The organism is Polymorphobacter sp., assembly GCF_051860865.1.
In the GTDB taxonomy this organism is placed as follows: domain Bacteria; phylum Pseudomonadota; class Alphaproteobacteria; order Sphingomonadales; family Sphingomonadaceae; genus Sandarakinorhabdus.
The window spans coordinates 14,846-26,926 of record NZ_JBIMKZ010000036.1 but is presented as its reverse complement, the minus strand read 5'-3'; the positions used below and the strand labels follow the sequence as shown (position 1 = coordinate 26,926).

The following is a 12,081-nucleotide window of genomic DNA, read 5'->3' as shown; positions in this document are numbered from 1 at the left end:
AACGTCTCGGCGAACCGCACCGCACAGCTCGGCCTCGAGAATGCTGCCACCTTCATGATGTTCGCAGAAGAGGGCGCCATCAAGCAGGCCCGTATCAATAATGTGGCCAGCTACAATGATTACCGCCTGGTCATGGGCATGGAACCAGCACGTAATTTTGCCGCGATGGTGGGCAGCAGCGACGATCCAGCCGAAGCCGCGCGCCTGGCCGCGCTGGCCGGGCGACTGCAGGCCATTTATGGCGATGTGGATAACGTCGAATATTATGTCGGCCTGTTCGCTGAGCGGGTGGAAAGAAATGGCCCGCTGCCGGAGCTGATCTCGTCCATGGTGGCGATGGATGCCTTCAGCCAGGCGCTGACCAATCCGTTGCTGTCCGAGCATGTATGGGGCAACCCGAACAATAAGCGCCTTGCCTTCACCGAGGCCGGCATCAGCCTGATTGAAAAGACACGGAACCTTCGTGACGTATTGGACCGGAATGTGTCTGGGCTCGGCAACGCCTTTGTGGGGATGACACGGAAGGAATGGAGGCGGAAGTGAGTATGGCCGTACTCCCCCCGATAAGACTTGCTCATGCGCTTCGATTGCGACGGCGTTGTCAAAGCAACTTGCCCCAAGACGGCCAAGGGCTTGGCCGCACCTCATGAGCCGTAAACGGCTTCGCTATTCATCCGCGCCGCTGTGCGCATTGTTAATATCGAACGGGAACGGCCTTTGCCCTTCGAAGACCGGCTCCATCCCCGAGCTGTCGCGTCTTGCCGCCATCGATACCTGGTAACGCGGCTGAGGTACCACATCATATGCGGCCGCGATCTGCGTCGCGTCGAATGCATCATAGCGCCCACTGATCTGCTCCGGTGTAACCGACACGGTCAGAGTGCCATAGCTGCGCACATCGAGATAACTGATGTGGTCGAGCCGCCGTTGCGCGCCGGCAAGGGAGAGCGGCCTCCCAGCGTGATGGTCCACCATAAGGCGGCGCGACGCCTCGCGACCGTAGAGGAAGGAGAGGTTGATCCAACGTGTGCCCGGTTCCTCTGAGGGACCGCCAATCAACGCCGCTGCCTCGCTCCCCTTCATTTCCCCGCCGACGAAGTCAGCCAGCACATCCCCCAACGCCGTCGAACTGATCCCCGCCACGCAAAATTCGGTCGCCACTCGCCGCCCGTCCGAGTGCAGAGCGCCGGCGAAATGCATGTGATGATCACCAGAAAAGAACACCGTGCCGTCGATCCGGCGCGCTGAAAGGTGGCGGAGCAGCGCATGGCGTGACGACGGATAGCCCGCCCAGCTGTCGATGGTCAGAACCACCTCATCGTCTACAGTGGTGCGCGCATGGTGATCGTAACGGAAGTCCAGCGTTAGCGGCATCAGCGGAACGGAGCTGGCGCAGAGCTTCCAGGCTGCTGGCGATTCGGCCAGCGCCGCCTCCAGCCATTGCGCCTGCCGCTGGCCGAGCATTGATCCCGTTTCCCGGTCATGACGGTCATTGGCCAACGACTGGCCGCCATGCGCGATGACCGCAGGCCCGCCCACACCGCGGTCGGCGTCGGCGATCACCGCAGCCGGCAGCAGTGCCCGGGCGTGCAAGGAGAGCTTCTTCGCTTCTGCCGGTGCAAGCGGCGGTTCCGAGCGATAGGAGCGGCTGTCGGTGAGAAATATGTCCGCCAACTGCCCCCAGCGCAACTTTCGTGGCAGAGCAATCGCATCGATCGCAGCGCGGTTGTTGGGCTCCGCATCGGCGGTTTGCGACGCGCTGCGGCCAAACGGTGCGTCGACAACTTCTGTTGGCACGAAGTCATGCGCCAGCGGCCCCGTCAGCCGGGCGGGGACATATTCGAACCACGCCTGGCTCGCCGCCACCCGCCGACGTTGCGAAGGTTCGCCGGCATCGGTGTAAGTCGCCATCGACTGCCAGCAGTCGTTCGAAAATTCATGATCATCCCAGATGCACAGGAATGGCCAGCGCGCGCGGGCGGCCTGCAGCCATGGGTCCGATATATAGGTACGATAGAGGAACCGGTAATCGTCCAGTGTCTCAGCATATTGATAGCTCAGCGGCCGCCCGGATACTCCGTCCGACGTGTCCCAACTGCGGCCGGGCAGCGACAGCGGCCGTACGCCGGTGCGGAACACCAGCTCATAGATGAAGTCCCCGAGGAACAGCACGAAATCCAGCGGCGCCTCGCCGCTGCGGTCACGCTCGAGCAGCGTGCGATAGGCATGGTAGCGGCCAGACTGGAAGTTCTGGCAGGATACGCTGGCAAAGCGGAACGCCATGGCAGTGCCGGGATCGGGTGCGGTGCGTGTGCGGCCGGTCGCCGAGGCCGCCCCGTCAACGGTGAGGAAGCGGAAGAAAAAATGGCGCGCTGGCTGAAGCCCGGCGACTATGACGCGCACGCTGTGATCCAGCGCCGCGCGCGCCAGTACCGGCTGCTCGACCAGCACCCGCGCGAAATCGGCACTTTCGGAGAGTTGCACGACCAGCGGCATATCGGCACGTCCCCCGCCGCCGACCCGGGTCCAGAGCATGACCGACTCCGGCTCGGGATCGGCCGAGGCAACGCCTTGGGGAAAAGCCGCACCCGCCGGTGCGCCGACGGCCACTGCCGGGCGGAATGCCGCGCCGGCGATTACCGATACGGTTCCCACCGTCATCAGTTCGAGCAGGCTTCGCCGGCTGGTCTCCATTACTCCTCCTGAAATCGCTGCATTTAGAAGGTCAAGCCGGCTTCTACTGTCACCGTACGCGGCGGCGCGAAATGCGCGAAGGTGGCTCCGGCGTTGACCAGTCCGCGTGAGGCATAGGCCTCGTCGAACAGATTGCGGCCGACCACCGCCAGCCGCACCGGGCCGAGGGTCCATGCCACCCGCGCATCCAACACCGTGTAGCCGCTCTGACGCGAGCTGTTGGCTGCGTCGAAGAACATCGGGCCATTGTGGGTCAGGTCGAAGCCGATCTCCGCAACTTCGGCAAATGTGTAGGAGGCGCTGGCCGTGGTAGAATATTCCGGAACCAGTTCGATCCGGTTGTCGGCAAACGAGGTGCCGGGCGCCGGGTCATATTGGCGGTAGCGTGCATCGGTGAAGCCGCCGCGCAGCGCCAGCGCCAGACCGGAGGCGGTGCGCCAGTTCAGCGCGGCCTCAGCGCCCCAACTACGGGCGCTGGTGGCATTGTCGACGATAGTGGCGATGGTGAAGGGCGTGGTGCTCGTGATGATGCTGCGCTGCACCTGCAGGTTCGACCAGTCTATGCAGAAGGCCGCAGCCTCAAAGCTGGCGGCGCCATCGGCGAAGCGCTGCTTGTAGCCGAGTTCATATTGCCAGCTGTTCTCCGGATCATAGGCGACATCACGGCGGCCGGCATTGCCGATGAATACCGAGCCGGCGCGGAAGCCGCGGTTAACCGATCCATAGATCTGGCCGTCACCATCCAGCAGATAGGCCAGCGCCAGCTTGGGCTGGAAGGTCCGATAAGTGTTGCGGGCATTCTGCGCCGCGGCGCCCGCAGCGGCAGTATAGTCAACATTCTGTCGTTCAATCGCCAGCCGCGCTCCAGCGGTCACCCGCCAGCGGCTCGCGAGGTCATAGGACAGTTCGCCAAACAGCGCTCCGGCATCGGTCTTGCGCCGCTGGTTCTGGTCGACCAGCTGGCGGTTGAGCGGCACCAACGTGAGGGTGCTGCGGAAATCATTGGTCTCGCTCAAATAATAGGCGCCGATCAGCCAGCCGAGTCCGCCGCCGGCACCATTCAGGCGCAGTTCCTGCGAAAAACTTTCATAGCTGTCGAACTGGCCGATCAGCACCGGGCTGACCACCGCCGAGGTGAGCAGGTTGCGCCGTGTCGAAGCAAAGGCGGTGATCGAGGTGATATCAACCGGCCCGCTGCGCCGGACGGTCAGGATCGGCAGCACCATCCGGCCGTCGCTGGTACCGATATCGGGCGCAATGCTGGTTCGCGGCGAGACCACCGGCGTGAGATCGTCCGAATTGCCGGAATATTCGTCATAGGTGAAGGATAGCCGCGCCAGCCACGGCCCCGATTCCCAGCCAAGGGTGAAGCGGCCGGTGCCGTTCGTGCCGCTGTGCGCATCGTCCCTGCCCGAAGGCGCATTGGTGACAAAGCCGTCCCTCGTCTCGTAGCGGCCGGCAGCGCGGAAAAAGACCCCGGAGTCGCCGACTGTGCCGCCGAACGCGCCGCGGGTGGCGAAGATGCCGCCGGTGCCGGCATAAGCGACGAGCGTCGCCGGCGCGCCATTACGGCCGTCATTGGGGACGATGTTGATGACCCCGGCATTGGTGTTGCGGCCATAGAGGGTGCCTTGCGGGCCGCGCAACACCTCCACCTGTGCCAGGTCGAGCAGCCGATATGCGCGGCCATAGGGAACCACCACCTGGTCGATGGCGGTGCTGAAATTCTGGTTATCGGAGGTGCCGGTGGCGCCGATGCCGCGGTAAATCAGCCGGTACTGGCCATCGGAGAACTCTGCGACTTCGAGGTTGGGCGTGATCTGGGCAATTTCCTCGACGCGCTCCACCCGCCGCACTGCCAGCGCCTCGCCGTCGAAGAGGGTGACGCTGGCGGGAAGCTCGAGCGCATTTTGATTCCTCTTGCTGGCGGTAACAATGATCTCTTCAGCGCTTGGGCCGGAAACAGTTTGTGCAGGGGCGGGCACAGCGAGCAGCACAGCCGATGCCAGCAGTACCGATCGTGTCCAGCAGTCGCAGCGCTTTGCAATGTGATTCGTCATACTTTTGCCCTCCACGAAGGTGCTTGCGTACCTTCCGAGGTCTTTGGTACGATCGTCCAGTTACATTTTGATGACCTTCCCAAGCCACCTTAAACAAGGCATTATTGCATTGAAGTGGTCGTCCAGGAGGTATTGGCTAAGGTGGGGATACGGGAGGCTGTAGACTCGGCCATTGTCGCCACTGATGAGCGCCTGGCGTTAAGCGCCGCCCGACTTTGGCGAACGCAAGGACCGCGCGCAGTGACCTTTGGCGCGGTTGCGCGCGCCGCGGTCATTGGCAAGTCGCTTGCCTCACACCATTTTCCTAGCCAGCGTAAGCTGATGCTGGCAGCCGGCGAACTGGTTGGCGCAACGCTCCTGTCGCGAATTAAAAGTATCGCCGACGCACTGCAACAGACGGAAAACAGGGTTATCGGGGCGGCGCGAACCGACGGTCCCGCCATTCTTGTGGAACGGCTGCTTGCCGACGGTGCCGAGGATGCTGTCTGTCTACTGGAACTCTGCGCCGAGGCGCTCAAGGATAAGGACTTTCGTCCAATCGTGGCGCAAATCTTCGATGCCATCGGGCGCATCGCCGACATTGCTGGCGCAGACGCCAAGCTCGTTCTTGTCACTACGCTTGGTGAACTCCTCCAGTTCGTCCCCATTCCGCGTTCGCCATTGGGACCTGTCGGTCTGCGCGAGCGGGTGCTCTGGCTCACGGCACAGGGCGCTGCGCATCGCGATCTGGTTGAGGGGTTCCGTGCTCTCGCCACCCATACGGTTGAACCGCAGGCGGCCGTGGCGATGACGATCGCGGCTTCGGAGGGAGATCCGCGTGACCGGATCGTCCGCGCCGCCCGGTCACTGCTGGCGCAAGGCGTATATCCCTCGCACCGCGCCATCGCTGCCGAGGCTGGCGTCTCGCTTTCTGCCACCACTTACTGGTTCAAGACGGGGACCGATATATTGATCGGGATCTATGAACGCATTCAGTCTGACGTGCGTGACAACGCTGACACAGCCGCCTTAGCCAACATGTCGAGCGTCAGGGACTTTGTCGAAGTTCTCGCCGCCTTGTTGCCCTATTATTCCGCTCAGGCGGAATCCACTGTGGCGCACCTCCACCTGGTCCTGCTCGCGGCGCGCTCGCCGCAGCTGCGTGATTGGGCAGAGCGCGTCCAGCAGGCTGAGATTGATGGCCTCCGTACCATATTGCAGATGCTGAGCTCAGATGTCGAAGTTGACTTGGGGCGGGTCACATTGTCGGTGATCTCGGGGCGCGCGCTGGAGCTGTTGTTGCAGTCACGGTTGTCCTGACTGCGCTGGAGAATTGTGCATCCGCAAGCTCAATGGTGTAGCTTTTCCATAATTCGATACCCGCATGGCAGGACACGGACACATTGCATGTTGCCATCTGATCCGGCATCGGGCGACGGTGAGCGGCATCTGCGCCAGCGTTCGACCGGATCGATGTGTACGGGTTCGGCTCTGCGGTGATGGATCTGTTGCTTAGACGCCGGGCAGTTTGGGGATTCCAGCGACCTCGGAGGTTTAGTCTGACTGACAGCACCGCCATACTTCTTGTGTAACGCAGCGGCCCTCTCGCATTGTGCTGCAGCTGCGAAAGTCCTATCGGCCAATCATCCCGCGTGCTTTGCACCTCAGGAAATGCATCGCCGCCCCCTTTTTCGAGCATCACATCATGTCCTTCAATTCCCCGTTTTCCGTGCTTGCCGCCACGCTGGCGACCCGTGGTTATGCCGAGCCGACCGCCGTGCAGGCGGCGGTGCTCCAGCCCGAGGCCGAGGGTCGTGATCTTGTTGTTTCGGCCCAGACCGGGTCGGGCAAGACGGTGGCGTTCGGGCTGGCGATGGCGAGCGCGCTGCTCGACGACGCTTCTGTTGCCCGCCGCGTCACGGCGCCGGTCGCGCTGATCATTGCGCCGACGCGTGAACTGGCGCTTCAGGTCAGTGGCGAATTGGGCTGGCTGTTCGCGGGAACCGGCGTGCGTGTGGTGAGCTGTGTCGGCGGCATGGACGCCTCCAAGGAACGCCGGGCGCTTTCTCAGGGCGCACATGTCGTGGTGGGGACGCCGGGCCGCCTGCGCGACCATCTGGAGCGCGGCGCACTCAATTTGAAGGCGCTCGCCGTCGCCGTCCTCGACGAGGCCGACGAGATGCTCGACATGGGCTTTCGCGAAGATCTCGAAGAGCTGCTGGACGCGACGCCGGAAGGTCGTCGTACCATGTTGTTCTCGGCGACCATGCCCAAGCCGATGGCGGCGCTGGCCAGGCGCTATCAACGCAATGCGCTGCAGATCTCGACGATCGAGGCGGGTGGTCGCGGCCATGGCGATATCCGTTATCAGGCGATGGCGATCGCGCCTGCCGATATCGAGAACGCCGTGATCAACCTGCTGCGCTTCCATGAGGCGGAGACGGCGATGCTGTTTTGCGCAACGCGCGACAATGTCCGTCATCTTCATGCGAGCCTGATCGAGCGCGGTTTCGGCGCTGTCGCCCTGTCCGGCGAGCATAGCCAGAACGAGCGCAACCAGGCGCTTCAGGCCCTGCGTGATCGCCGTGCGCGCGTATGCGTGGCGACCGACGTTGCCGCGCGCGGCATTGACCTGCCCAGCCTCAGTCTTGTCGTCCATGTCGAGATCCCGCGCGATGCGGAGGTGCTCCAGCACCGCTCGGGCCGGACCGGCCGCGCCGGTCGCAAGGGGACGGCGATTTTGCTGGTTCCCTATCCGCGTCGCCGCCGTGTGGAAGGCATGTTGAAAGGTGCGAGGATCGAAGCCGAATGGATCGCGCCACCGTCTGCCGACGATATTCGCGCCGCCGACCGGACGCGGTTGCTGGAGATGCTGCTCGCCCCGGTTGAAACCGACGCGGCGGACCGCGAGATCGCCAGTCAGCTGCTCGCCCTGCGCAGCGCCGAGGACATCGCCGCGGCGCTGGTTCGGACGCATCGGGAGCGCCTGCCGGTCCCGGAAGAGCTGCTGTCATCGGCAGCACCGGTTCAGCGCGGTCCGCGCGCCGGGTTTGAAGGAAGTGCCTGGTTCCGGCTCGGTGTTGGGCGTCGCCAGAATGCCGATCCGCGCTGGATTCTGCCGCTGCTGTGCCGGCGGGGGCATATCAGCCGGAGCGACATCGGCGCGATCCGCATCGGTTCTAACGAGACCTTGTTCGAAGTCTCCCCGTCGGTTGCCGGGCAGTTTCTCGACGCCGTGCGCAGGACGATGACGGAAGACGATGCCGTCGATATTTCAAGGGCGGACGGTCCGCCGCGCGATGAGGAGCGCCGCCCGCCGGAGCGCCATGCCCGATCGCATGCGCCAAGCGGACCCGGCAAGCCGGCTTGGAAGGGCCCCATGGGGGCCGGCAAGGGTCCTGTCAACGGGGCTGCAAGGAAGGGAAAGCCTCGGCCGGCCTAGAGCTCGCCGGGCAGCCGGGCATCAGTAAAGCAATGTGCCTCGAGCGGGGCAGGGTCCTGGCTGCGCATTCACGAGCGGAGCATGGGTGAGCTTGGGCTGAGTGCGACAGATGGCCGACAAAGATCGTCGGCACTACGTGGTCACTGGCTGGGCATTGGTCTTGATCCGAGCAGCAGGGCGATGGCTAGCCGCCCAATTATCCGCAATGCGGAGATTTGGCACGAAGACCGAAGACATACGCGCGTTGGAACTATGCTAGTTATCTAGTCATCTAATGAACGGCGTAAATTTCTGGGGCAATGACAGGGGGAAAGTGACGATGTCGGCAACATATCTTTCAACGCTCTTGATGTCCGCGGCCGTGCTCGCGGCGCCAGCTGCACAGGCACAGACGATCGGGAACGAGACCCGTTCCGATAGCGAGATCGTCGTGGTGACGACGCGCAACCGCACCGAGGATATCCAGGATGTGCCGCTGGCGATCACCGCCATCAGCGCCGCCGAAATAGAACGCCGGAGTATCCAGGGGCTTGAGGACGTGGCGCGGTTCACCGCCGGCTTCTCGTTCGAAACCCTCGATGGTGGCAGCGGGGCGCCGGTCATTCGCGGCCTGACCCAGGTGGCGGCATTCAATCGCGAGCAGACAACGGCATTATTCTATGACGGCATATATCTGCCGCGTGCCTTTCTTTTCGATCCGAACACGCAGAATCTCGAGCGGATCGAGATTGCCAAGGGACCGCAGAGTTCGCGCTTCGGCCGCAATGCCTTTGCCGGTGCGATCAACTTCATTCCGAAAAAGGCCAGCCTTGATGCCACATCCGGCGAAGTGTTTGCCACCTATGGCAGCTACGACCGGTTCGATATCGGCGGTAACGTCAATCTGGTCGTCGTCCCCGACCGCGTCGCGCTGTTCGGCTCTTACTTCAAGACCGAATTCGACGGCAGCTGGGAGAATACCCACCCCTTCGCCAATGCCGGCTTCGATCCGGGCACCAACGGGCGGGCCGGTGGCTTCGACAATCAGGCCTTTTCGGCGAGCGCATTGTTGCGGCCGGTCGACCGGCTCATGGTCTCGCTGTCCTATTTCGGTTCGCGCATCAGCCAGGAGGCGTTGCCTACTGATTATCGCAACCTGTTGAACGAGCTCGGCAACTTCGGACCTCTTGGCGCCACCGGGCGGCCGCGACTGTTTCGAGGCTCGTTTCCCAAGCCAAATGACGCGGTGGTGGTCGAGCCGCGTGGCTTCGGCCGGCAAGCCGACATGGACACCTTCAGGGCGGAGCTGAACCTGGAGATTTCGGACGGGCTTCAGGCCAGCTATATCTTCGGCAAGATCAAGGCCAATTCGCTCACGGCATTTCAGTCCGAGCCCGACCCTGCGGTGTGCGGCGGCGTCATCACGCCGGCGCTCTACAATAATGGCGCGGTGACGTGCAATTTCCAGGCATCGCCGCTCGGGTCGCTCGACTATAGCTCGCATGAAGCACGGCTGGCCTATGACAACGGCGGCGCGTGGACTGTCGCTATCGGCGGCTTCGCGCTCAAGGGCACCGACCGCAATTTCTTCGTCAGCGTCAACGTTCCGGCGCTCTCGGCGCAAAATCTCGCGCCCATCAACATCACAAATGTCAGCACCGGGCCGACGGGTGCATTCCCGTTCGATCCAGCCCGCTTCCGCAATCTCGTGGTGCGCGACGAGGAAACCACCACCGATGTCGTGGCGGGCTTTGCCGAAGCGTCGGTCGCGTTCAACGATGGGCGCAGCCGGCTCTCGGTCGAGGGACGATATACATCGGAAAAAATCGAAACCATCAGCGTGGTTACCGGCATTCCGGTCGTGCCCGGCGGGCGGACCTTCAACTTCTTCACGCCGCGCGTCACGCTCGAGCATGATCTTGCAGACACGTCGCTCGTCTATGCCACGGTGGCGCGTGGTGCCAAGGCCGGAGGCTTCAACTCGGGCGCGCTCGACAAAGTGCAGTATGGCGCGTTCGACCCGGAGTTCAACTGGACCTATGAAATCGGCTCGAAGAACCAGTTCTTCGACCGGCGGATGACGCTCAATCTCGCGGCCTTTTATACGCGCTGGACCAACCAGCAGCTGACCGCGCCTGATCCAAGCAATCCCGGCGATCTCCGCCAGGGCATCACGCTCAATATCGGCAATTCACGGGTGCTCGGCTTCGAGGCGGAAGGCCGCTTTCTGGTCAGCGACGCGGTGAGCATCGACGCCAGTCTTGCCTATATCGACTCCCAATTCAGCAAGGGCGCCTTCGACCAGAGCTGGGTGGTACAGGGCCTCAGCGGCGATCTCGAGGGGCTTGCCCTGCCACGGGCGCCGAAGCTGCAGCTGGGACTGGGCATGCAATATGAAGGCCGGATCAACGCAGACCTCGGCTATTTTCTGCGCGCCGACGGCAGCTACCAGTCCAAGCAATATTCGGACACGGCCAACAATGTGATCGTCGATGGCCGCGAATTGTTCAGTGCCCGCGCGGGTCTGAAATATCGGCAGTTCGCGCTCGACTTCTGGGTGCGCAACTTGTTCGACAAGAAATATGTGTCGGCGGCCAACTTCATCTACCAGACGCCGCCAAGTTCCAATCTGCTGGGCGCCATCTACGGCGAGCGGCGTACCCTCGGGGTGACGGCGCGGGCGAGGTTCTGACGATGCGCCGCGTCGGATCAAGCATCGAGCCGGTATTCGCAGTCATCACTGCGCAGGAACGCCTCGTAATAAAGGTCGAGCTGGCGCCGGTTGCGCCAGATGATGCAGCGATAGCGCAACACTGCCGTGCCGACCGGGATCTCCAGCATGCTCGAGATCTCGGGATCGGCGGTCAGGGCGGAGGCCCGGCGCTCCATGTGGCGGGCGCCGTTGATGATGCGTCGGAACTGGGCCTGATAATCCTCCGTGCTGGCGTCTTCCGGCACGGTTCCGCTGCGAGCGGGGATATAGCTGATCACATAGGCATTGGGGCGGCCGTTGAGAAAGGCGAGATGGCGCAATTCGATCAGGTTTTCGCTGGTGCTGAAGCCGAATGTCTTGCGGAGTTCGTCATCGGGAGTCAGTTCGCGGATCGATTTGTATTCGCTCTGGTCGGCACCGACCTGATCGACGAACAGCAGGTCGCCGAGATCCATCTTGGCGAATACCGGTCGGAGCTGCGGCGCCTGACGAACTGTCGACCGCTTGCCCCGCGACGTGACGATGACGCCCTGGCCGGACAGTTCGCGCAGCGCCTCCTGGATCGTGCCCCGCGCGACGCCGAACTGCTGCGCCATTTCGCCAACCGTGGCGATCGAGTCGCCGGCCTTGTAGCGGCCGGAGGTGATCCAGCCCTTTATGGTCTCGGCAATGAGCAGATACTGCGAGATGCCGTTTTGCTTGCGGTCGTCATCCTCTCGTCTCATCCGACGGATTCCTCCAATGGGCGGGTCCGGGTGCGGCATAGCAACCGGTTCGACTGTCGTCGCTGTCGACCGGCAGCATTGCGCCCTCGCCGCCCGCATCGCCTAGCACCATCCCGCTTCCGGTTGAAAGCGTCACGCGCGGCACGCTTGTCGCCTGGCGGAGATGTGTCATCCAATATTCTATGCCAGTAATCTGGTAAACTAGTCACTGATTTTCAAGTCATCCGGTGGATTGCTGCCATGCACGCCGAAACAGGAGAATGAACTTGGGCAACGCAGCCGCTGCCGGAGAGCCTGTGCCCTCCATGATCGAGCATGCCTTTCAGGCACCGCGGCTCATCAATGTCGACCGCGCGCGCGAGATCATGGACAAATATGATCTCGGTGGTCTGGTCGCATCCTTGCCGCACAACATCCATTATCTGTCCAGCCACAGCGGCATCATGCAGTGGATGGGCCGCCATTACTCCACCTTCGCTTTTTTTCCCC

8 protein-coding genes are annotated in these 12,081 nt (G+C 62.8%); 5 read left to right on the top strand and 3 right to left on the bottom strand.

Features of this window, described 5'->3' with window-relative positions; all coding sequences use genetic code 11:
* Positions 1-543, top strand: a 543-nt coding sequence (locus tag ACTIFJ_RS08475) for a peroxidase family protein (RefSeq protein ID WP_439533667.1), incomplete at its 5' end; no start/stop codon positions are given.
* Positions 544-666: 123 nt separating this feature from the next.
* On the opposite strand, the gene ACTIFJ_RS08470 is transcribed toward ACTIFJ_RS08475, so the two are convergent.
* Together ACTIFJ_RS08470 and ACTIFJ_RS08465 are read right to left on the bottom strand one after the other, a co-directional pair.
* Positions 667-2,694 carry an alkaline phosphatase D family protein gene (locus ACTIFJ_RS08470; protein ID WP_439533666.1) on the bottom strand — a complete coding sequence of 676 codons (2,028 nt, stop codon included), beginning with the start codon at positions 2,692-2,694 and terminating at the stop codon, positions 667-669.
* 23 nt (positions 2,695-2,717) lie between these two features.
* On the bottom strand, positions 2,718-4,754 hold the full coding sequence (locus ACTIFJ_RS08465; protein WP_439533665.1) for a TonB-dependent receptor: 2,037 nt from the start codon (positions 4,752-4,754) through the stop codon (positions 2,718-2,720).
* Positions 4,755-4,868: 114 nt separating this feature from the next.
* On the opposite strand from ACTIFJ_RS08465, the gene ACTIFJ_RS08460 reads away from it, so the two are divergent.
* The 3 genes from ACTIFJ_RS08460 (at position 4,869) to ACTIFJ_RS08450 (ending at position 10,846) form a co-directional block, all read left to right on the top strand.
* Positions 4,869-6,053, top strand: coding sequence for a TetR family transcriptional regulator (locus ACTIFJ_RS08460; protein WP_439533664.1), 1,185 nt, complete (start codon positions 4,869-4,871; stop codon positions 6,051-6,053).
* A gap of 385 nt (positions 6,054-6,438) precedes the next feature.
* Positions 6,439-8,175 carry a DEAD/DEAH box helicase gene (locus ACTIFJ_RS08455; protein WP_439533663.1) on the top strand — a complete coding sequence of 579 codons (1,737 nt, stop codon included), beginning with the start codon at positions 6,439-6,441 and terminating at the stop codon, positions 8,173-8,175.
* Between the two features lie 349 nt (positions 8,176-8,524).
* The gene (locus ACTIFJ_RS08450) at positions 8,525-10,846 is read left to right on the top strand and encodes a TonB-dependent receptor (protein ID WP_439533662.1); all 2,322 of its coding nucleotides are present in this window, start codon (positions 8,525-8,527) and stop codon (positions 10,844-10,846) included.
* Between the two features lie 17 nt (positions 10,847-10,863).
* Here the strand turns inward: ACTIFJ_RS08450 and ACTIFJ_RS08445 are convergent, their stop codons facing one another.
* Positions 10,864-11,592 carry a GntR family transcriptional regulator gene (locus ACTIFJ_RS08445; RefSeq protein ID WP_439533661.1) on the bottom strand — a complete coding sequence of 243 codons (729 nt, stop codon included), beginning with the start codon at positions 11,590-11,592 and terminating at the stop codon, positions 10,864-10,866.
* Between the two features lie 305 nt (positions 11,593-11,897).
* Here ACTIFJ_RS08445 and ACTIFJ_RS08440 point away from each other — a divergent pair.
* On the top strand, positions 11,898-12,081 hold a 184-nt coding region (locus tag ACTIFJ_RS08440; protein WP_439533660.1), incomplete at its 3' end, for a hypothetical protein.

Excerpts from the sequence above, each read along its gene's own strand:
- ACTIFJ_RS08470 (WP_439533666.1), bottom strand. The coding sequence starts at position 2,694 with ATGGAGACCAGCCGGCGAAGCCTGCTCGAACTGATGACGGTGGGAACC.
- ACTIFJ_RS08465 (WP_439533665.1), bottom strand. The coding sequence starts at position 4,754 with ATGACGAATCACATTGCAAAGCGCTGCGACTGCTGGACACGATCGGTA.
- ACTIFJ_RS08455 (WP_439533663.1), top strand. The coding sequence starts at position 6,439 with ATGTCCTTCAATTCCCCGTTTTCCGTGCTTGCCGCCACGCTGGCGACC.
- ACTIFJ_RS08450 (WP_439533662.1), top strand. The coding sequence starts at position 8,525 with ATGTCCGCGGCCGTGCTCGCGGCGCCAGCTGCACAGGCACAGACGATC.
- ACTIFJ_RS08445 (WP_439533661.1), bottom strand. The coding sequence starts at position 11,592 with ATGAGACGAGAGGATGACGACCGCAAGCAAAACGGCATCTCGCAGTAT.